The following is a 22418-nucleotide window of genomic DNA, read 5'->3' as shown; positions in this document are numbered from 1 at the left end:
AAGAGGAAATGAAAATGGAAAAACTAGTTGCCTATAAACGTATGCCCTTGTGGACTAAAGAAACTATGCCAGAGGCTGTTCAGCAAAAGCACAATACAAAAGTTGGGACTTGGGGGAAGATTACTGTTTTAAAAGGAACTCTCAAGTTTATTGAATTGACAGAGGATGGTGAGGTTATAGCTGAACACCTCTTTGAAGCAGGAGCCGACAATCCCATGGCCCAACCACAAGCCTGGCACCGAGTGGAGGCTGTAACAGACGATGTAGAATGGTATTTAGAATTTTATTGTAAACCTGAGGATTATTTCCCTAAAAAATACAATACCAATCCTGTTCATTCAGAGGTCCTAGAGGCAATGCAGACAGTAAAACCAGGGAAAGCCTTGGATTTGGGTTGTGGTCAGGGCCGTAACTCTCTCTTTCTTGCACAGAATGGTTTTGATGTGACAGCTGTGGATCAAAATGAATTATCTCTTGAAATCTTACAAAGCATTGTGGAGCAAGAAGACCTGGACATGCCTGTTGGTCTTTATGATATCAATTCAGCCAGCATTGGACAAGAATATGATTTTATCGTATCAACTGTTGTTCTCATGTTTCTACAAGCGGACCGCATTCCAGCTATTATCCGAAACATGCAGGAGCACACCACGGTAGGTGGCTACAATCTTATCGTTTGTGCCATGGACACCGAAGATTATCCTTGCTCAGTGAACTTCCCATTTACCTTTAAAGAAGGGGAATTGGCAGACTATTACAAGGACTGGGAATTGGTTAAGTACAATGAAAATACAGGTCATTTGCACCGTCGTGACGAAAATGGCAATCGTATTCAACTACGCTTTGCGACCATGCTAGCTAAGAAAATCAAGTAAACACACATGAAGATTAGGAATTTTCCTGATCTTTTTTCTTTTTTACGAATAGATAAGAAAGAAGAATTGACAAAAATACGCATTATGAGTATAATTTTAGATAGAAAGGTGACCATAAATGCCAATCACAGGTAAGGAAATGGTAAAATTAGCTCTTGCAAATGGATGGATTGAAGTTCGTAAGAGAGGAAGTCATCATCATTTTAAGAAAGAAGGGGTTCCCTATCTTGTCACTATTCCAGTTCACGGTAATGAGGATTTAGGAAAAGGTCTAGAGAGAAAAATATTAAAAGATTTGGGATTGTAGTTGATTTGGAAATTGTGGAGGTGTATTATGCTAAAATCTTATCCTGCTATTTTTCATAAAGAAGGTACTGGATACTGGATTGAATTTCCGGAGTTTGGAGGCGGGACTGAAGGAGCAACGATTGAACTTGCAATGAAAAATGCTCGGGAAATGCTTGAGAGTGTTTTAGCTTCTTATATTGATGAAGGACTAGCTTTGCCTACTCCTAGTGACATTGCTGAGTTGAAAGCACCCGATGGATTTGTGACTTTGATTCAGGTCAATCCCTTGCCTTTCGTAAAGAATAATAAAGCAATTCGAAAAAATGTTACGGTTCCAGAGTGGCTAGTCAGACTTGCAGATCGTGAGAAAGTGAACTATTCTGAAGTGTTGACACAAGCTCTTGAAAGTCGCTTGCAACTCTAAAATTATAGAATGATTAAGATTAGGAAATTTCCTGATCTTTTTTCTTTTTTTACGAATAATATAGAAAAGGAGGGAAATCATGTTTGTTGCGAGAGATGCTAGGGGACAGCTGGTAAATGTGTTAGAGGATAAGCTTGAGAAGAAAGAATACACCTGCCCAGCTTGTGGAGGTCAGCTCCGTTTGCGTCAAGGACCAAGTGTCCGGACCCATTTTGCCCACAAAACCTTAAAAGACTGTGATTTTTCCTCTGAAAATGAAAGTCCAGAACACCTGGCAAATAAAGAATCCCTTTATCACTGGTTGAAAAAAGAGGCAGAGGTGCAATTAGAATACCCGCTTCCGGAGCTTAAACAGATTGCGGATGTATTTGTAAATGGCAATCTAGCTTTAGAGGTTCAGTGTAGTCCCTTGCCTCAAAAAGTTCTAAAAGAGCGTAGTGAGGGCTATCGTAGTCAGGGTTACCAAGTACTGTGGTTGCTGGGGGAAAAACTTTGTCTCAAGGAGCGCTTGACTCGTCTACAGCAAGGTTTTCTATATTTTAGTCAAAATATGGGCTTTTATGTTTGGGAAGTAGACAGTGAAAAACAAGTTTTAAGACTCAAATACCTGATTCACCAAGATCTCCGAGGCAGACTCTATTATCAAATCAAGGAATTTCCCTATGGACAAGATAGTCTACTGGAGATATTACGTCTTCCCTATAAGAAACAAAAAATATCTAGTTTTAGTGTTTCTCAGGATAAGGACATCTGTCGTTATATCCGGCAACAACTGTTTTATCAAAATCCTATTTGGATGAAAGAACAAGCAGAAGCCTATAAAAAGGGAGAAAATCTCCTGACTTACGGGCTAAAAGAATGGTATCCACAAATTCGACCATTAGTAGGTGAGTTTTGCCAAATTGAGAAGGACTTAAGCAGCTATTATCAGTATTTTCAAACCTATTATCAAGAAAATCCTCAAAATGATTGGCAAAAGCTCTATCCACCAGCCTTTTATCAGCAATATTTCTTAAAAAATATGGTAAAATAGAAAGGATGGAGGAATCTAATGGTATTACAAAGACATGAAATAAATGAAAAAGATACATGGGATCTATCAACGATTTACCCAACTGACCAGGCTTGGGAAGAAGCTTTAAAAGATTTAACAGAACAATTGGAGACAGTAGCCCAGTATGAAGGCCATCTCCTGGATAGTGCGGATAGCCTACTCGAAATTACTGAATTTTCTCTTGAAATGGAACGTCAAATGGAGAAGCTTTACGTTTATGCTCATATGAAAAATGACCAGGACACACGTGAAGCTAAGTATCAAGAGTATTACGCCAAAGCAATGACTCTCTATAGCCAGCTAGACCAAGCCTTTTCATTCTATGAACCTGAATTTATGGAAATCAGTGAAAAGCAGTATGCTGACTTTTTAGAAGCTCAACCAAAATTACAGGTTTATCAACACTATTTTGACAAGCTTTTGCAAGGCAAGGAACACGTTCTTTCACAACGTGAAGAAGAATTATTAGCTGGAGCTGGGGAAATCTTTGGTTCGGCAAGTGAAACCTTCGCTATCTTGGACAATGCGGATATTGTGTTCCCTTATGTCCTCGACGATGATGGTAAGGAAGTTCAGCTATCTCATGGGACTTACACACGTTTGATGGAGTCTAAAAATCGTGAGGTTCGTCGTGGTGCTTATCAAGCCCTTTATGCGACTTATGAACAATTCCAACATACCTATGCCAAAACCTTGCAAACCAATGTTAAGGTGCAAAACTATCGTGCCAAAGTTCGCAACTACAAGAGCGCTCGTCATGCAGCCCTAGCAGCCAATTTTGTTCCAGAAAGTGTTTATGACAATTTGGTAGCAGCAGTTCGCAAGCATTTGCCACTCTTGCATCGTTACCTTGAACTTCGTTCAAAGATTTTGGGGATTTCAGACCTCAAGATGTACGATGTCTACACACCACTTTCATCTGTTGAATACAGTTTTACTTATGAAGAAGCCTTGAAAAAAGCAGAAGAAGCTTTGGCAGTATTGGGAGAGGATTACTTGAGCCGTGTTAAACGTGCCTTCAGTGAGCGTTGGATTGATGTTTACGAAAACCAAGGCAAGCGTTCAGGGGCTTACTCTGGTGGTTCTTACGATACAAATGCCTTTATGCTTCTCAACTGGCAGGACAATCTAGACAATCTCTTTACTCTTGTCCATGAGACTGGTCACAGTATGCATTCAAGCTATACTCGTGAAACTCAGCCTTATGTTTACGGAGATTACTCTATCTTCTTGGCTGAGATCGCTTCAACTACCAATGAAAATATCTTGACGGAGAAATTATTGGAAGAAGTGGAAGACGACGCAACGCGCTTTGCTATTCTCAATAACTTCCTAGACGGTTTCCGTGGAACAGTTTTCCGCCAAACTCAATTTGCTGAGTTTGAACACGCGATTCACCAAGCGGATCAAAATGGTGAAGTCTTGACAAGCGATTTCTTAAATAAACTCTACGCAGACTTGAACCAAGAGTATTATGGTTTGAGTAAGGAAGACAATCCTGAAATCCAATACGAGTGGGCTCGAATTCCACACTTCTACTATAACTACTATGTATACCAATATTCAACTGGCTTTGCAGCAGCCTCAGCCTTGGCTGAAAAGATTGTCCATGGTAGTCAAGAAGACCGTGACCGCTATATCGACTATCTCAAGGCAGGTAAATCTGACTATCCACTTAATGTCATGAGAAAAGCTGGTGTTGATATGGAGAAGGAAGACTATCTCAACGATGCCTTTGCAGTCTTTGAACGTCGTTTGAATGAGTTTGAAGCCCTTGTTGAAAAATTGAGATTGGCATAAGATGGTTGAATCGTATAGTAAAAATGCCAACCATAACATGCGTCGTCCTGTTGTCAAAGAAGAAATTGTGGACTTGATGCGTCAGCGCCAAAAGCAAGTCACAGGATCTTTGAAAGAATTGGAAGACTTTGCTCGCAAGGAAAATATTCCCATTATTCCTCATGAAACGGTTGCTTATTTCCGTTTTCTCATGGAAACCATGCGACCTAAAAATATTCTGGAAATTGGGACGGCTATCGGTTTTTCAGCCCTCTTGATGGCTGAACATGCGCCAAATGCTAAGATTACAACCATTGACCGCAATCCAGAAATGATTGGATTTGCCAAGGAAAATTTCGCCCAGTTTGACAGTCGCAAGCAAATTACGCTCCTAGAAGGAGATGCGGTAGATGTCTTATCTACCTTGACAGAGTCCTATGATTTCGTCTTTATGGATTCAGCCAAGTCTAAATACATCGTCTTTCTGCCAGAAATCCTCAAACATTTGGAAGTCGGTGGTGTGGTTGTCTTGGATGATATTTTTCAAGGTGGTGATGTTGCCAAGGACATTATGGAGGTTCGTCGTGGCCAGCGAACTATTTATCGAGGCCTTCAAAAATTATTTGATGCAACTTTAGACAATCCAGGACTCACTGCAACATTAGTACCTTTAGGGGACGGCATTCTCATGCTTCGTAAAAATGTAGCAGATGTTCAATTGCTTGACAGCGAATAATTTTCAGAAAAATTTAAGAAAATATAGTAAAATAGATAGGGTAACACTTATCTCAAAGGAGTAGACATGAAGAAAAAACTATTGGCAGGTGCCATTACACTATTATCAGTAGCAACTTTAGCAGCTTGTTCGAAAGGTTCAGAAGGGGCAGACCTTATCAGCATGAAAGGGGATGTCATCACAGAACATCAATTTTATGAGCAAGTAAAAATCAATCCTTCGGCCCAACAAGTCTTGTTGAACTTGACTATTCAAAAAGTATTTGAGAAGCAATATGGCTCAGAGGTAGATGACAAAGAAATCGATGAAATCATTTCTGGAGAAGAAAAACAATATGGTGAGAATTACCAACGTGTCTTATCACAATCAGGTATGACTCTTGAAACACGTAAAGCACAAATTCGTACAAGTAAATTAGTTGAATTTGCAGTTAAAAAGGCTGCAGAAGCTGAATTAACTGATGAAGCCTATAAGAAAGCATTTGAGAGCTATACTCCGGACGTAACTGCTCAAATTATTCGTCTTGATAATGAGGATAAAGCGAAAGAAGTCCTCGAAAAAGCTAAGGCAAGTGGCGCAGATTTCGCTCAATTAGCTAAAGATAACTCAACTGATGAGAAAACCAAAGCGAATGGTGGTGAAATCACTTTTGATTCAGCTTCAACAGAAGTACCAGATCAAGTTAAGAAAGCAGCTTTTGCCTTGGATGTTAACGGCATTTCTGATGTCATTACAGCTACTGGTACTCAAGCATACAGCAGTCAATATTACATTGTAAAACTCATTAAGAAAACAGAAAAGTCATCTAATATCGATGACTACAAAGAAAAATTGAAAACTGTTATCTTGACTCAAAAACAAAATGATGCATCATTTGTTCAAAGTATTGTCGGAAAAGAATTGCAAGCAGCCAACATCAAGGTTAAAGATCAAGCTTTCCAAAATATCTTTACTCAATACATCGGTGGTGGAGATTCAAGCTCAAGCAGTTCCTCAAAAGAATAAAATAGAATGTCTCTTTGTCAACTGTAGTGGGTTGAAGAAAAGCTAAGCTCGAGAAAGGACAAATTTCGTCCTTTCTTTTTTGATGTTCAGAGCGATGAAAATCCGTTTTTTGAAGTTTTCAAAGTTCCGAAAACCAAAGGCATTGCGCTTGATAAGTTTGATGAGATTATTTGTTGCTTCTGTTTTTGAGTTGGAATTAAGTAAACAGATTGATGAACGAGCTGATTTGATTGTTCATTTTGCGGCGGAATCTTTTAATGGCAAGTCTATTTTTGTGAAAAGTAATATCGTCGGGACGCACAATTTTTTAGACTTAGCTAGAAAGTATGATATCCGTTTCCACCATATTTCAACAGATGAGGTTTATGGGGACTTTCCATTGGAAAATAAGTATAAATTCACTGAAAAAACGCAGTACAATCTAAGTTCTCCTTATGCTGCTACAAAAGCCTCTGCTGATTTATTGGTAAAAGCTTGGGTTCGTTCTTTTGGAGTCAGGGCCACGATTTCCAACTGTTCAAACAATTATGGACCTTATCAAAATCCTGAAAAATTTATCCCAAGGAAAATCACCAATCTTTTAACTGGACAGGAGCCAGTTCTATATGGAGCAGGGCTTAATATTCGTGATTGGATTCATGTGAAAGACCATTGTCGAGCTATTGATACCATTATTGATAAGGGTGTTATTGGTGAGACCTACTTGATTGGGGTAAATAATGAGCGAACGAATGTTGAAGTTCTACAAAAAATCTCGTTGCAGTTAGGAAAATCTCAGGACGATTTTAAGTATACAGCAAATAGATCGGGACATGACCTTCGTTGTGGAATTAACGCTAGTAAGTTATATACTGAATTAGGTTTTACGCCTCTATACGTGGATTTTGATAAGGGATTAAAAGAAGATATTCTTCGTTGGTATCAAGAACATGAAGATTGGTGGCAAGAGATGATTGTACAAAAAAGTGAGAATGAAGGAGATGAGATGTGAAGGTAGCGGTCATTCCTGCAAGAAAAGGTTCAGTAGGATTTCCCAATAAAAATTTACAAAAAATTTCTGAATTGAGCTTACTTGATAGAACAATTCAGTTTGTAAAAAAATCAGCTTTGTTTGATCAGATTATTGTAACAACAGATTATGGTGAGGAAGAATACGATTCAAATGATGTTTGTAATCGAAATAGACTTAGAGAACTTGCAACTTCATCAGCTACAATGGTAGATGTTCTATTGGATGTAATTACTGAATACAATTTAAAAAATGATGATTTTGTGATATTGTTTCAACCAACAAGTCCTTTCAGAGCTGAAAGAGATGTAGAAAAGGTTTTAGAACTTTTAGAGGAATATGATTCAGTTATTACTGTAAAAGAATTAGATATAAATTTATCTCTTATTGTTCAGCCTTTTAGCTCTACAGCTTTAAAACGAAAGGATGTAAAAGCAGCGGAAACGAACCGTCAACATCAAGAATTACAATATTATCCAAATGGAAATCTTTTTGGAGTTAGAGTAGAAAGATTTCTACAAACACAATCGTTTTACGGTGGGAAATTAGGCTATCTTTTACAAGAAGGTAAATTGAATGTTGATATTAATTGCATAGAAGATTTAGAATTTGCAATTCAATTAGAAAATAAAGATAGAATTTAGAATGGAAATGGAATGAATGTTATATTTTGTACTTCCCCTTTTCAAGTTTTAGTTGCTAGGGAAGTTGTTAGGAATGCGAAAAAAGACTTTATTGGGATCTATCTAAAGGTTTCAAATGATGAAAGACAGACTTTTTATGCTGAACGGATGAAAGAATTTTGTAAGGAAGTCATTGTTTTAGAAGGAAAGACAGTTTTGAATGATATTCAGGAGGTTCTGAAAGGCAGGTCAATTCGTAATCTCTATCTAGCAAGCTTAGACAATCCTGTAGCTCTTAGTATCTTTAAACCTAGCACGATGAGTCTGTATACCTTTGATGATGGAAGTACTTCTATTGTCCCTTACAGTATGTATACACAAGAAAATGAGAGGGATATTCCGTATACAAACTTTACCTTGAGAGAGGTCCTGTCTTTGTCAAATAAACATTATACGGTATTTGATGATTGTATCCTTTTCCCAAAAGAGAAGCAGATTTTCTTAAAGCTTCATCTTGAGCCAAGTCATTTTCATAGGGCTAAAAATGGTAAGAAAATTCGCGTTTTTCTTGGGCAGTTTTTAGGCTCCCTCTTTTATCAGGAAGATTTGGAAATTACCCAAAAATTGACGGCTAAAATTTTAGATGAACAGAAGATTGACTACTACTATCCCTATCCTAGAGTACCTTTGAATCCTTATCAAGATAAATTGAAAGAAACTAGATTTTGCTTTGAAGAAGAAATTTATTTTTTACTGGAGGAGTATGAGTTCGTTGAGGTGCATGGTTTTTACTCAACCTCGCTTTTGATGGTCAAAAATATAGAGGGTGTATCAGTTCATGGGTATCGGACTTTTTTAACAACTCATGAATCAAATGTTTTTGCAAAACGAGGTGTGCCCTATCAAAATGTGTCTCAATCAGACACACCTATTGATATTGTTATGCCTGTCTATAATGGGGCTGAAACCATTAGTCAAACGATTGATTCTGTTTTAAATCAAACCCATCGAGCCTTTCGCTTGCTAATTGTGGATGATGGTTCGACAGACAATACAGAAGAAGTATGTAAGCCTTATCTAGAAGACGAACGAGTACAGTATATTAGGGAAAGTCATAAAGGGATTTCAGAAACTTTAAATCGTGGTGTAAGCCTGTCTCAAACGGATTATGTAGCCAGACAAGATGCAGATGATATTTGGATGCCCTGGCATCTAGACCTTCTCCTACATGAATTGGAAGAAAATCCACAATTAGACATTATAGGAGCTAGGGTTATAGCAGAAGAGGATGAGATACCCGATAAAATAAGGAGGAATCCAACAAATCATCTAATGGGAGAAAAGTTGTGGTTAGAACTTGCTTACCGAAATTGCTTTAATCATTCGACTGTTATCTTTAAGAGTTCAGCTTTTAAAGATGCAGGTGGATATGATTCTCGTTGTGATGGATTTGAAGATTGGCATTTGTGGTCTCGAATGGTCACAAAGGATAATGCTTTGGTTTTGAATATAGTAACAACCTACTATCGTTTATCAGAACGTTATAAACGTGGCATGACTTTTCGTGCGAGACTAGCAAGAAGTCGTGGTTTAAGATTGGAGGATGTATTAAAATAAACCATGGTTAAAGTATTTACAATAAAAGAAGCAGTTCCTGTAAGCTCTTATGGTTTTGAAAGAAGTCAATTAGCACGTCAGGAAATCTTTAAAAGTTTAGAGGTAGAACAAGAACTTATTTTAACAAATTTAGAGAATTTTGTACCAAATTTTGTTGAAACCCTTGAAAATCTTGGATTTGAAAATTTTCACCATGTCATTTATGATCAGTCAGATCTAGCTAGACAGAAACCCAGTGTAGAAAAAGAATTTGTAGAAGAGCTAAATGGTGTTGTTAGGGTTGAGTCTACAAATGAGGGGTATGTTGGTCTTATTAGATATCAAGATGGAAGTGTCGAATGTTATACCTCTCAACTATTGTATCGATATTCTCATCAAGAACAGTTGTTCACTCTTTATGATAGTAAAGGAGAATTACTAAGAGGGGATGTGAGTGAAAATTACCATTCTTATCAAAATCTAAGAAGTGGTGAAACCTATACCCAATGGCAGTTAGTCAGTCTCTATCTAGCTAACAATTCTACAGTCGAAGATCGCTTTATCATCGATATGGTTAATGAATACCCTCTTCAATTGAGGAAGTTCTTCCAAAATACAGGTCGTACCTTGTTTGCATATACTCATTACAATATTTTAGACCCTCAAATGAAGTTTGTCTTACAAAACTGGTGTCAAAATTTAGTTGCAAGCCCAGTTTTGGAAGAGCGATTAGAATCTAATTTAGTCCGGTTCTTGCCCCCGATTTATGTAAAAGAGGGTATAGAAAAAGAGTACACTTCTGTAACAGATTGGTGTATTGTAGGTAACATGACTTTTTTGAAACGTTGTGAGTGGGCGATTGAGGTTTTCAGAGAGTTACCTGATAGTAAATTGACGATTTATGGAAATTTACCTGTAGATTATACCGAAGATGATTTACCTGATAATGTTCAGTTTAAAGGATTTGTTGAAAATGTTCCTTATGAGAATCATGAGGGTTATATCTCTTGTTCTATGAGCGAATGTTTTGCAAATGCTGCTGTTGAAGCATCTTCATTTGGTTTAGTTTGTTTGCTTTCTGATGTAGATTTAGCACATAAATTTTATGCAAGTAAATGTGAAAATACTAGGGTATTTCGGACACCTAAAGAATTGAAATCTATACTATTAGATTATCGAAAGGGTGGATGCTTTAAATCTTCAAGGTTTTATTCTTGCTATACTAAAGACGCTGTGTTAGAATTATATCGATATTTAATTTTAGTACTGTGAGGTAAAAATGTTTAAACAAGATAGACGTGAAATTTTCTCATTCCGTAAGTATAAGAATGGTAGAACTGATTCAAAATTAATCGGTGCAACACTTCTTGCACTAGGTGTTGGTTTAGTTACAACAACACAATCAGTTTCGGCAGATGTTGTAAATGGTGCAGGTGGAAGTGAGGTTGCATTGGTAGATAGTGTTGATAAGACAACTTCTACAAATACGAATACATTCACAGATGATACTGATACTAGTAAAGTTGCTAAATTCGATGCAGTCTTGAATAAAGGTGTTGCTGAACCTACTAAAGCTAATGAAAATAAAGGTGATGCTGACGGTACTGATACTGTAACAGTGACATCTGAGACTACTGTGAATTATAAGTTGGAAGAAGATAAATCACTTTTGAAAACTGAAACAGTAGCGACAGGTCAAGGAACAATTACAACTCCTTATGATAAGAAAGGTCTTGCCGCAGATACAGACGGTAAAGATTACCGTGAATCAACTGCTGACAAGAGTGGAATTTCTGTTTCTGAGGAAACAGGTAAACAAGATACTCTTGAATTAAACGGTAAGGTTTATGAGCGTACTCGTTCTGAAGTTGAGGGTGCTGATAAAGCTAAGTATAGCAAAACTCAGTTCAACGATATCGAAGCAAGTGTATCTCCAGAGGGTATGCACAACAAACTAGGGGAAATTGATTATACAAAAACGACAGGTAAAGTTTATCTTGTCGAAGAAACTTCTGACGGTCACTACGGTAAGTTCGTAGAGACTAACGGGGTATCCAGCGATGAAGATGCTGTTTCTAAATGGAAAGCAGGTCTTGCAAACGCTAAAGACTTCACTAAAGCAAATGTAACTCTTCAAGAAGGCGACTCTATTCTTGTATTAGATAAAGATACTTATGCAGTGGCAAATCCTAGTCTTGTGAAAACTAAAAAACGTTATAGTTCACCAACTTATGAAGTGATTCCAGATGTTGTCGATACTGATAGTTCTGTAAATTTTGATAATCCTACTTATGTGTTAGAGCAAATAAATGCAGATCAAACAGCTAATATTTTAGAAGCTGGTAAAGATGGTATTTTTGGTACATCTGATGATGTGGAACGAACTGTAACAGGGGATAAAATTGCTGATTTTTCAGCTGGGTCTGGTAAAGCTTTTATAAAGGAAGATTTGAAACCTTTCTTTAATTTACCTGACTATAATGTTTTACCTGTAAATACTAATCCTAGTATAAAGGACGTTTTAAAAAATCATGAATCGTATTACGTTTTATATGAAATTTTAAAATTTGCAGAAAATGAGGCAACTAGTGATTCAGATAAAGAGAAAATAAGGGCTGCTAAGTCTAAAGTGGATGCTTATTTGGATTCGGTAGCTACTACTTTAGAGAGCAAAGGATTGAAAGTTGCTTATGTAAAAGATTCAACTTTAAGTAACATTCGAGGTAAATACTACTTTGTTTCAGATGGTTCAACCGAAGGTGACCAATTCTTAGCTAATAGTGAAGAAGCTTCTAAGCTACTTAGTCCAAACTCATCTAATATTCACAGTAATTTTGAAAATCTAACATTTTCGAATGTTAAGGAAACAAAATCTATTTCAGGTGATATTGAAACTACTGTAAAAGTTGAGAAAAATTATAAGATTTTAGATACTGCTAGTTTAGAACTGGAAACAATTACAACAACAAAACGTACTCATTTAGTTACTAAAGAAAATATATTGTCTAACTATCTTGAAGGTCAAGATACTGTAACCAAGGAAGAAACATCTGATTTAGTTAAAAAAGGTTCAGTTAAAGTTAACGATGATGGTTCGGTGACGGTGACAACAGTAGAAACTATGCCTGTTTATAAATTTTATAAAGGTGTTAGTTTTGATCGTGATAATGAAAATTCGAATGAGGTGCAACCTGATTCAGATGGATTTTTACGATTATCTGATGATGCCAATGGTTTCTCAGCTACAGCTGAAAGCTCTCATAATGAAACAACTTATAACAAACGTGAGGTAATTACACCTATTCGAGCTTATAAAGTTGTTGCTGATGGTAATTCTGTGGTAACACATTACTACCGTGAGAAGAAAGCCCCTCTGAACGTTAACTACTATCTAGAAAATACAACGACTTCTCTAGCACCTAGTGAAAACCAAGCAGACTTACCAGTTAAGTCTGACTACACAACTCAAGCTAAAACGATTGAACCAAAAACAGAGGTTCAAGACTTACCAGAGAAAACAGTTACGACAGTAACTACTTATGAGTTAGTAGCTACACCAGATAATGCGAATGGTAAAATTGCTGAGGGTGGAACAACTGTTAATTATTACTACCGAGCAGTAGTTAATACTACTGAAGTAGCGAAGAAAGCGCCTGTGTTGGTAAATTATTACATTGAAAACACTGAGACTAAACTAGCACCGAGCGATGATCAAGGTCAAAAGGATATTGGATCTAAGTATACGTCAGAAACTAAGGTGATTGAACCAAAAGTTGAAACTGAGGACTTACCAGACCGTGTAGTAACAAAAACTACAAGATATGAGTTGGTAAGTGTGCCTAGTGATAAAGAAGGTACCGTTCCAGTTGAGGGTAAAGTAGTAAATTACTATTACCGTCCAGTTGTAACAACTGAAACTGTCATGAAGAAGGCACCCGTTCTTGTAAACTACTACATTGAAAACACTGAAACTAAATTAGCACCAAGTGACGACCAAGGTCAAAAGGATATTGGATCTAAGTATACGTCAGAAACTAAGGTGATTGAACCAAAAGTTGAAACTGAGGACTTACCAGACCGTGTAGTAACAAAAACTACAAGATATGAGTTGGTAAGTGTGCCTAGTGATAAAGAAGGTACCGTTCCAGTTGAGGGTAAAGTAGTAAATTACTATTACCGTCCAGTTGTAACAACTGAAACTGTCATGAAGAAGGCACCCGTTCTTGTAAACTACTACATTGAAAACACTGAAACTAAATTAGCACCAAGTGACGACCAAGGTCAAAAAGAAATTGGCTCTAACTATACTAGTGAAACTAAGGTAATTGAACCAAAAGTAGAAAAAGAAGAACTTCCTGATAGAACTATCACTAAGACAACTAAGTACGAACTTGTGAAAGTACCTGAAGACAAGGAAGGTACCGTTCCAGTTGAGGGTAAAGTAGTAAATTACTATTACCGTCCAGTTGTAACAACTGAAACTGTCATGAAGAAAGCGCCAGTTCTTGTAAACTACTACATTGAAAACACTGAAACTAAATTAGCTCCAAGTGACGACCAAGGTCAAAAAGAAATTGGCTCTAACTATACTAGTGAAACTAAGGTAATTGAACCAAAAGTAGAAAAAGAAGAACTTCCTGATAGAACTATCACTAAGACAACTAAGTACGAACTTGTGAAAGTACCTGAAGACAAGGAAAGTACCGTTCCAGTTGAGGGTAAAGTAGTAAATTACTATTATCGTCCAGTTGTAACAACTGAAACTGTCATGAAGAAGGCACCCGTTCTTGTAAACTACTACATTGAAAACACTGAAACAAAACTAGCACCAAGTGATGACCAAGGTCAAAAAGAAATTGGCTCTAACTATACTAGTGAAACTAAGGTAATTGAACCAAAAGTAGAAAAAGAAGAACTTCCTGATAGAACTATCACTAAGACAACTAAGTACGAACTTGTGAAAGTACCTGAAGACAAGGAAGGTACCGTTCCAGTTGAGGGTAAAGTAGTAAATTACTATTACCGTCCAGTTGTAACAACTGAAACTGTCATGAAGAAAGCGCCAGTTCTTGTAAACTACTACATTGAAAACACTGAAACAAAACTAGCACCAAGTGATGACCAAGGTCAAAAAGAAATTGGTTCAAATTATACAACTGAAGCGAAAGTTATTCCAAGTAAAGTTGAAAAAGTTATTGAAAACGGAAATGTAATCACAAGAACAACTTCTTATGATCTAGTAAAAGTACCTGAAGATAAAGACGGAATTGTTCCAGTTGGTGGTAAGGTCGTAAACTATTACTACCGTGAAGTAGTTGAAGAGGTTGCAAAACCAAATGAAGCTCCTAAAGTGGAAATTCCAGAGTTGAAGATTCCTGAAGAGTCTAAGCCAGAGCCACAACCGGAACCAGCTCCAGCTCCTCAGCCAGAGCCACAACCAGAACCTAGTCCTGCACCAAGTCCAGTTCCAGCGACACCAGAGACACCTGAACGACCAATAGCTCCAGCGACACCAGAACAACTAGCAGAACCTGCTACACCACAGTATATGGATGGTCAACGCGAACTTCCAAATACTGGTACAGAAGACAATGCTAGCCTTGCAGCGCTTGGACTTCTTGGAGTCTTGAGTGGATTTGGTCTTGTAGCTCGCAAGAAGAAAGAAGATTAAGTAAATCTTTCTGATAAACGAATATAGCAGAAAACCAATGATGTAAAAGTCATTGGTTTTTTGAAACAAAAAAGAGCCCAGCGCTCTTTTTCTTATGAGAAAATCTATTATCTTAAGGGTAAGAGTTTTTTTCTTTCGGAAAAAATGGTATAATAGCAATCAAAACTAGAAAATAAACGGAATTTGGGAATAATTTCTTTTGTTCTCATTAGATTGGTGATACTATGAAGATTAGTAAGAGGCACCTGTTAAACTATTCTATTCTAGTTCCTTACTTACTTTTATCTATTTTGGGCTTGATTGTAGTTTATTCTACAACTAGTGCCATTCTTATCGAAGAAGGTAAAAGTGCCCTCCAATTGGTTCGAAGTCAGGGAATGTTTTGGATACTTAGTTTAATATTGATTGCCTTGATATATAAGCTGAAACTGAATTTTTTAAGAAAAGAACGACTGCTATTTATTGTTATGTTTGTTGAGCTGATTCTTTTGGCTCTGGCTCGCTTAATTGGTACGCCAGTCAATGGAGCCTATGGTTGGATTTCAGTAGGACCTTTGACCATTCAGCCAGCTGAGTATTTGAAGATTATCATCGTCTGGTACTTAGCCCAACGTTTTTCAAAACAACAGGATGAAATTGGTATTTACGATTTTCAAGTTTTAACACAAAATCAATGGATTCCTCGTGCTTTTAATGATTGGCGCTTCGTCCTACTAGTAATGATAGGAAGTTTAGCTATTTTCCCAGATTTGGGGAATGCTACCATCCTAGCTCTGGTCGCCTTGATTATGTATACAGTTAGTGGGATTGCTCATCGTTGGTTTATAGCCTTTATCGGTATATTGTTTGGAGTTTCAGCCCTATCCTTATCAACTATCTCTATGATTGGGGTTGATAAGTTTTCAAAAGTTCCAGTATTTGGTTACGTTGCCAAGCGTTTCAGTGCCTACTTTAATCCCTTTGCTGATTTGGCAGGAGCAGGCCACCAACTTGCAAATTCCTACTTTGCCATGGTAAATGGTGGTTGGTTTGGTCTAGGATTAGGAAATTCAATTGAAAAACGTGGTTATTTACCAGAGGCCCATACAGATTTTGTATTTTCAATTGTCATTGAAGAGTTTGGATTTGTGGGAGCCAGCTTGATTTTAGCCCTTGTCTTTTTCCTGATTTTACGAATTATCCTAGTAGGTATTCGTGCTAAGAATCCCTTTAATTCCATGATGGCGATTGGGGTTGGGGGGATGATGCTGGTACAGGTATTTGTCAATATCGGTGGAATTTCTGGCATTATTCCTTCGACGGGAGTAACCTTCCCCTTCTTATCACAAGGGGGGAACAGTCTCCTAGTCTTGTCTGTAGCCATCGCCTTTGTCTTAAATATTGATGCAAGTGAAAAACGTGCCCAATTATATGAGGAGTTAGAAACTCACTCATCAAACTATATGTAGAGTTGATAGTGGAAAGGATGACCTATGTCTCTTCAAAAATTAGAAAACTATAGTAATAAAGCTGTCGTGCAAGAGGAAGTATTAATTTTAACAGAATTGTTAGAAGATATCACTAAAAATATGCTTGCCCCAGAGACTTTTGCAAAAATCATGGAGTTGAAAGAATTATCAACTCAAGAAGATTATCAAGGCTTGAACCAATTGGTTACTAGCCTGACAAATGATGAAATGGCTTATATTTCACGCTATTTCTCTATCTTGCCTCTTTTGATTAATATTTCAGAAGACGTGGATTTAGCCTATGAAATCAACCATCAAAATAACATCGATCAAGATTATCTTGGGAAATTATCAGCAACGATCAAAATGGTTGCAGAAAAAGAAAATGCGGTTGAAATTCTAGAACATTTGAATGTTGTCCCTGTTTTGACTGCCCATCCAACACAAGTACAACGTAAGAGTATGTTGGATTTGACAAACCATATCCATACCCTTTTGCGTAAGTACCGTGATGTGAAATTAGGCTTGATTAATAAGGAAAAATGGCATAATGATCTCCGTCGTTACATTGAGATTATCATGCAAACAGACATGATTCGTGAAAAGAAATTGAAAGTAACCAATGAAATCACGAATGTTATGGAATACTACAATAGTTCATTCCTGAAGGCAGTTCCTCATTTGACTGATGAGTACAAACGTCTGGCTAAAAAACATGGCTTGGAGTTGAAACATCCAAAACCAATTACCATGGGTATGTGGATTGGTGGAGACCGTGATGGGAATCCTTTTGTTACAGCAGACACCTTGAAACAATCTGCTATGACTCAGTGTGAAGTCATCATGAACTACTATGATGAAAAAATTTACCAACTTTATCGTGAGTTCTCTCTCTCAACCAGTATTGTCAATGTGAGCAAGCAAGTCAGAGAAATGGCTCGTCAGTCTAAGGATAATTCTATTTATCGTGAAAAAGAGCTATACCGTCGTGCCTTGTTTGATATTCAATCAAAAATCCAAGCGACAAAAGCTTATTTGATTGAGGATAAGGAAGTTGGAGCTCGCTATGAAACAGCTAATGATTTTTATAAGGATTTAATTACCATTCGTGATTCCCTCTTGGAAAACAAGGGTGAAGCACTGATTTCTGGTGATTTTGTTGAGCTGATTCAGGCAGTTGAAATTTTTGGCTTTTATTTGGCATCTATTGACATGCGTCAAGATTCTAGTGTTCATGAAGCTTGTGTGGCCGAACTCTTGAAATCAGCAGGTATTCATTCTCATTATAGCGAACTCAGTGAAGAAGAAAAATGCCAGCTTCTTTTGAAAGAATTGGAAGAAGATCCACGTATTCTTTCTGCCACTCACGTTGAAAAATCAGAGTTACTTGAAAAAGAATTAGCAATCTTTAAGGCTGCTCGTAAGTTGAAAGATAAGTTGGGAGATGATGTCATTCGTCAGACTATCATTTCACATGCAACCAGCGTATCAGACATGTTGGAATTGGCTATCTTGCTAAAAGAAGTAGGGTTAGTTGATAAAGAAAGAGCCCGGGTCCAAATTGTTCCTCTCTTTGAAACAATTGAGGATTTGGACCACTCAGAAGAAACCATGAGAGAATATCTTTCTCTTCCTCTGGCCAAGAAATGGATTGCTTCACGCAATAACTATCAAGAAATCATGTTGGGCTACTCTGACAGTAATAAAGATGGTGGTTACCTATCATCATGTTGGACCCTCTACAAGGCTCAACAACAATTGACTGCTATCGGAGATGAATTTGGCGTTAAGGTTACCTTCTTCCATGGTCGCGGTGGTACTGTCGGTCGTGGTGGTGGACCAACCTATGAAGCCATCACATCTCAACCGCTTAAGTCTATCAAAGATCGTATCCGCTTGACGGAGCAGGGTGAAGTAATTGGGAATAAATACGGTAATAAAGACGCAGCTTACTATAACCTTGAAATGTTAGTATCTGCAGCCATTAACCGTATGATTACTCAGAAGAAGAGTGATACCAATACCTCAAATCGTTATGAAGCTATTATGGACCAAGTAGTGGACCGTAGTTACGATATCTACCGTGATTTGGTCTTTGGTAATGATCATTTTTATGATTATTTCTTCGAGTCAAGTCCGATTAAGGCTATTTCAAGCTTTAACATTGGTTCTCGTCCAGCTGCTCGTAAGACTATTACTGAAATCGGTGGTTTGCGAGCTATCCCTTGGGTATTCTCATGGTCGCAAAGTCGTGTCATGTTCCCTGGCTGGTATGGGGTTGGTTCAAGCTTCAAAGAATTTATCGATAAAAATCCAGAGAATATCGCTATCTTACGAGATATGTACCAAAACTGGCCTTTCTTCCAATCACTTCTTTCAAATGTTGATATGGTCTTGTCAAAATCAAATATGAATATTGCTTTTGAATATGCCAAACTGTGTGAAGATGATCAAGTAAAAGCAATCTATGAGACTATTCTAAATGAATGGCAAGTTACCAAGGAAGTTATCTTGGCTATCGAAGGTTACGATGAACTCTTGGCTGAAAATCCATATCTAAAAGCAAGTTTGGATTATCGTATGCCTTACTTTAATATTCTCAACTATATCCAGTTGGAGTTGATTAAACGTCAACGCCGAGGAGAATTATCTAGCGACCAAGAAAAATTAATCCATACAACCATCAACGGAATTGCGACAGGATTGCGTAATTCAGGCTGATACCAATCAAACTTCCTCTTTTTCATAGGGGAAGTTTTTGAATAGTTAAAAAAATGCTAAAAGAGTCTTGACAAGTAGTTGAAAAATGATATAATTTAACCATTCAGAAAAGTAATCATAATAAACTTTTTAGAGAGTCTGTGGTAGCTGAAAACAGATAAGTGATGATGATGAAAATTGGGCTGAATAGTATTTAGAATTTGAAATCATAAAAATTCGGTGAGCACACCTTACAGTGCATCTCGTTATTGCGAGACAGAGCGATAGGGAAATTCCCTATAATTGAGGTGGTACCGCGCATCGACGTCCTCACACAAGTTTTTGTGTGAGGACTTTTTGATGGAGGTTAGTATGGAAAGAAAACGATGGCGTCGCTTGTTTCGATAAGTGAAGTATTTTAAAGGAATAAAAAGGAGAAATAGAATGAAAAATAAACGTTTAATTGGAATTATCGCTGCCTTAGCAGTCTTAGTAGCAGGAAGCTTGATTTATTCTTCAATGAATAAACCAGAAGCTAAGAATGAGAAGAAAGTTGCCAAAGTTGGTGTTCTTCAGTTTGTGAGCCATCCATCTCTTGATTTGATTTATAAAGGGATCCAAGATGGACTTGCAGAAGAAGGATATAAAGATGATCAAGTTAAAATCGATTTTATGAACTCAGAAGGTGACCAAAGTAAGGTTGCGACAATGAGTAAACAATTGGTTGCAAATGGGAATGACCTTGTGGTTGGTATTGCGACACCAGCTGCTCAAGGTTTGGCTAGTGCCACAAAAGACCTACCGGTTATCATGGCTGCTATTACAGACCCAATCGGTGCTAACCTGGTTAAAGATTTGAAAAAACCAGGTGGAAACATTACAGGGGTATCTGACCACAATCCAGCTCAACAACAAGTTGAACTCATTAAGGCTCTTACACCAAATGTAAAAACAATCGGAGCCCTTTACTCAAGTAGCGAAGATAATTCAAAAACACAGGTAGAAGAATTTAAGGCTTATGCTGAAAAAGCAGGTTTGACAGTGGAAACATTTGCAGTTCCTTCAACAAATGAAATTGCTTCAACAGTTAACGTTATGACTAGTAAGGTCGATGCTATCTGGGTTCCAATCGACAACACCATTGCATCTGCATTTTCAACAGTTGTATCAAGCAATCAATCAGCTAAAAAGCCAATCTATCCAAGCGCGACTGCCATGGTAGAAGCTGGTGGTTTGGCATCCGTTGTAGTTGACCAACATGACCTTGGTGTGGCAACAGGTAAAATGATTGCGCAAGTTTTGAAAGGTGCAAAACCAGCTGATACTCCAGTCAATGTCTTTTCAACTGGTAAGTCAGTGATTAACAAAAAATTGGCACAAGAATTAGGTATTACGATTCCTGAATCTGTTCTAAAAGAAGCAGGACAAGTGATTGAATAATCTAAAATGGAGGAGTTGGGGACATCTCCTCCAATTTTTTACAATAGAAATCATATAGAAAAGGTTAAGAAACAGATGATATTATCTATTATTTCTCAAGGATTTGTCTGGGCTATTTTAGGTCTGGGGATCTTTATGACATTTAGGATTTTGAACTTTCCAGATATGACAACAGAAGGTTCCTTCCCTCTTGGGGGAGCTGTTGCTGTCACTTTGATAACCAAAGGAGTGAACCCATTTTTAGCGACTCTTGTTGCTGTAGGAGCAGGTTGTTTGGCTGGAATGGCAGCAGGACTTCTTTATACAAAAGGGAAGATCCCAACCTTGCTCTCAGGGATTTTGGTGATGACTTCCTGTCACTCTATCATGCTCTTGATTATGGGACGTGCAAATTTAGGATTGCTTGGAACCAAGCAAATCCAGGATGTTTTGCCTTTTGATTCAGATTTGAACCAACTCTTGACAGGTCTCATCTTTGTCAGTCTTGTTATTGCTCTCATGCTCTTTTTCTTGGATACCAAACTCGGACAAGCCTATATTGCTACAGGTGACAATCCTGATATGGCTAGAAGTTTCGGGATTCATACTGGACGCATGGAGCTCATGGGCTTGGTCTTATCAAATGGTGTGATTGCCCTTGCAGGGGCTCTTATTGCCCAGCAAGAAGGCTATGCCGATGTATCTCGAGGAATCGGGGTGATCGTTGTGGGGCTTGCAAGTTTGATTATTGGAGAAGTTATCTTCAAGAGTTTGAGCTTGGCAGAACGTCTGATTACCATCGTTGTAGGTTCTATCGCCTATCAATTTTTAGTGTGGGCAGTTATTGCGCTTGGCTTTAATACAAGTTACCTTCGTTTGTACAGTGCCGTGATTTTAGCAGTCTGCCTCATGATTCCAACATTTAAGCAAACAATCTTGAAAGGAGCCAAATTAAGCAAATGACAGCAATTGTAGAATTAAAAAATGCAACCAAAGTCGTTAAAAATGGCTTTGATGAAGAAAAGATTATTTTAAATGATGTTTCCTTAGAAATTTTTGAACAGGATTTCATCACGATTTTAGGTGGAAATGGAGCTGGGAAATCAACCCTCTTTAACACTATTGCAGGAACTTTGTCATTAACCAGTGGAACCATCCGTATTTTGGGTGAAGATGTTACCAAGTTTTCGCCAGAAAAGCGAGCTAAGTATCTGTCTCGAGTCTTCCAAGATCCCAAGATGGGGACAGCTCCTCGTATGACGGTCGCTGAAAATCTTTTGATTGCCAAGTTTCGTGGTGAAAAGCGTGGACTGTTTCCGAGACGTCTGGCTAGCTATAAGGATGAGTTTCAGGCAACTATTGAAAAAGTGGGAAACGGTCTTGAGAAACACTTGAATACACCAATTGAGTTCTTATCTGGTGGACAAAGACAGGCTTTGAGTCTCTTGATGGCAACCTTGAAGCGTCCAGAATTACTCTTGTTAGACGAGCATACTGCAGCCCTTGATCCAAAGACCAGTGTCGCACTCATGGAGTTGACAGATGAATTTGTCAAGAAAGATCAGCTGACAGCGCTTATGATTACCCACCATATGGAAGATGCTCTCAAATATGGCAATCGCTTGATTGTCATGAAAGAAGGACGAATTATCCAAGATTTGAACCAAGAAGAAAAAGCAAAAATGAAAATCTCTGATTATTATCAACTCTTTGAATAAAGTAGGGAAAATGAGTGAAATGGTTTACTTTTTTTCTGAAATAAAGTATACTATATAAAGTAAACTATGATAA

Annotated in this window: 17 protein-coding genes, 1 pseudogene and 1 other annotated feature; of the genes and pseudogenes, 17 read left to right on the top strand and 1 reads right to left on the bottom strand. The window is 37.7% G+C overall.

Annotation, left to right across the window (positions count from 1 at the left end):
* The first annotated feature begins 14 nt into the window (after nucleotides 1-14).
* From tehB to prsA, 7 genes are all read left to right on the top strand, one after another.
* Complete coding sequence (gene tehB, locus KB197_RS06195; protein WP_064275857.1) at nucleotides 15-875, top strand: SAM-dependent methyltransferase TehB; 861 nt, start codon at nucleotides 15-17, stop codon at nucleotides 873-875.
* Nucleotides 876-993: 118 nt separating this feature from the next.
* Complete coding sequence (locus KB197_RS06190; protein WP_049491803.1) at nucleotides 994-1182, top strand: type II toxin-antitoxin system HicA family toxin; 189 nt, start codon at nucleotides 994-996, stop codon at nucleotides 1180-1182.
* Between the two features lie 27 nt (nucleotides 1183-1209).
* Nucleotides 1210-1587, top strand: coding sequence for a type II toxin-antitoxin system HicB family antitoxin (locus tag KB197_RS06185; protein ID WP_050252888.1), 378 nt, complete (start codon nucleotides 1210-1212; stop codon nucleotides 1585-1587).
* 79 nt (nucleotides 1588-1666) lie between these two features.
* Nucleotides 1667-2620, top strand: coding sequence for a competence protein CoiA (locus KB197_RS06180; protein WP_064275856.1), 954 nt, complete (start codon nucleotides 1667-1669; stop codon nucleotides 2618-2620).
* A gap of 18 nt (nucleotides 2621-2638) precedes the next feature.
* Nucleotides 2639-4441 carry an oligoendopeptidase F gene (pepF, locus tag KB197_RS06175; RefSeq protein WP_064275855.1) on the top strand — a complete coding sequence of 601 codons (1803 nt, stop codon included), beginning with the start codon at nucleotides 2639-2641 and terminating at the stop codon, nucleotides 4439-4441.
* 1 nt (nucleotide 4442) lies between these two features.
* Complete coding sequence (locus KB197_RS06170; RefSeq protein WP_082888083.1) at nucleotides 4443-5156, top strand: O-methyltransferase; 714 nt, start codon at nucleotides 4443-4445, stop codon at nucleotides 5154-5156.
* A gap of 66 nt (nucleotides 5157-5222) precedes the next feature.
* Entirely contained in the window at nucleotides 5223-6161 is a 939-nt protein-coding gene (prsA, locus tag KB197_RS06165) for a peptidylprolyl isomerase PrsA (protein ID WP_064275854.1), read from the top strand.
* A gap of 42 nt (nucleotides 6162-6203) precedes the next feature.
* On the opposite strand, the pseudogene KB197_RS06160 reads toward prsA, so the two are convergent.
* Nucleotides 6204-6356, bottom strand: a pseudogene (locus tag KB197_RS06160) (transposase); the annotation flags it as partial.
* Between KB197_RS06160 and KB197_RS06155 the strand changes: the two are divergent.
* The 10 genes from KB197_RS06155 to KB197_RS06110 all read left to right on the top strand — a co-directional run bounded on the left by KB197_RS06155 (nucleotide 6322) and on the right by KB197_RS06110 (nucleotide 22345).
* Nucleotides 6322-7152, top strand: a complete 831-nt coding sequence (locus tag KB197_RS06155) for a dTDP-glucose 4,6-dehydratase (protein WP_171841281.1) — start codon at nucleotides 6322-6324, stop codon at nucleotides 7150-7152. The pseudogene KB197_RS06160 and the gene KB197_RS06155 sit on opposite strands and share 35 nt — an antisense overlap.
* Nucleotides 7149-7814, top strand: a complete 666-nt coding sequence (locus tag KB197_RS06150; protein ID WP_064275852.1) for an acylneuraminate cytidylyltransferase family protein — start codon at nucleotides 7149-7151, stop codon at nucleotides 7812-7814. The genes KB197_RS06155 and KB197_RS06150 overlap by 4 nt, the downstream gene beginning before the upstream one ends.
* Before the next feature lie 12 nt (nucleotides 7815-7826).
* Entirely contained in the window at nucleotides 7827-9410 is a 1584-nt protein-coding gene (locus KB197_RS06145) for a glycosyltransferase family 52 (RefSeq protein ID WP_212573512.1), read from the top strand.
* A 3-nt stretch (nucleotides 9411-9413) separates the two neighbouring features.
* Nucleotides 9414-10661 carry a glycosyltransferase family 4 protein gene (locus KB197_RS06140; protein ID WP_064275850.1) on the top strand — a complete coding sequence of 416 codons (1248 nt, stop codon included), beginning with the start codon at nucleotides 9414-9416 and terminating at the stop codon, nucleotides 10659-10661.
* Nucleotides 10662-10668: 7 nt separating this feature from the next.
* Nucleotides 10669-15060: a MucBP domain-containing protein gene (locus KB197_RS06135; RefSeq protein ID WP_421127435.1), complete on the top strand. Its 4392-nt coding sequence runs from the start codon at nucleotides 10669-10671 to the stop codon at nucleotides 15058-15060.
* A gap of 224 nt (nucleotides 15061-15284) precedes the next feature.
* On the top strand, nucleotides 15285-16508 hold the full coding sequence (gene ftsW / locus KB197_RS06130; RefSeq protein WP_212573994.1) for a cell division peptidoglycan polymerase FtsW: 1224 nt from the start codon (nucleotides 15285-15287) through the stop codon (nucleotides 16506-16508).
* 24 nt (nucleotides 16509-16532) lie between these two features.
* On the top strand, nucleotides 16533-19229 hold the full coding sequence (gene ppc / locus KB197_RS06125; protein ID WP_212573995.1) for a phosphoenolpyruvate carboxylase: 2697 nt from the start codon (nucleotides 16533-16535) through the stop codon (nucleotides 19227-19229).
* A 95-nt stretch (nucleotides 19230-19324) separates the two neighbouring features.
* Nucleotides 19325-19543, top strand: a binding site (T-box leader).
* A gap of 109 nt (nucleotides 19544-19652) precedes the next feature.
* The gene (gene trpX / locus KB197_RS06120; protein WP_000792150.1) at nucleotides 19653-20648 is read left to right on the top strand and encodes a tryptophan ABC transporter substrate-binding protein; all 996 of its coding nucleotides are present in this window, start codon (nucleotides 19653-19655) and stop codon (nucleotides 20646-20648) included.
* Nucleotides 20649-20723: 75 nt separating this feature from the next.
* Nucleotides 20724-21590 (top strand): ABC transporter permease, encoded by an 867-nt coding sequence (locus KB197_RS06115; protein WP_004254625.1) that lies wholly within the window; start codon nucleotides 20724-20726, stop codon nucleotides 21588-21590.
* Nucleotides 21587-22345, top strand: coding sequence for an ABC transporter ATP-binding protein (locus tag KB197_RS06110; RefSeq protein ID WP_020901797.1), 759 nt, complete (start codon nucleotides 21587-21589; stop codon nucleotides 22343-22345). The genes KB197_RS06115 and KB197_RS06110 overlap by 4 nt, the downstream gene beginning before the upstream one ends.
* Nucleotides 22346-22418: the final 73 nt, after the last annotated feature.

It is taken from the genome of Streptococcus sp. 11-4097 (assembly GCF_018215285.2).
GTDB lineage: Bacteria > Bacillota > Bacilli > Lactobacillales > Streptococcaceae > Streptococcus.
The sequence above is the reverse complement of the archived record's forward strand: the minus strand, read 5'-3'. Positions and strand labels throughout refer to the sequence as shown.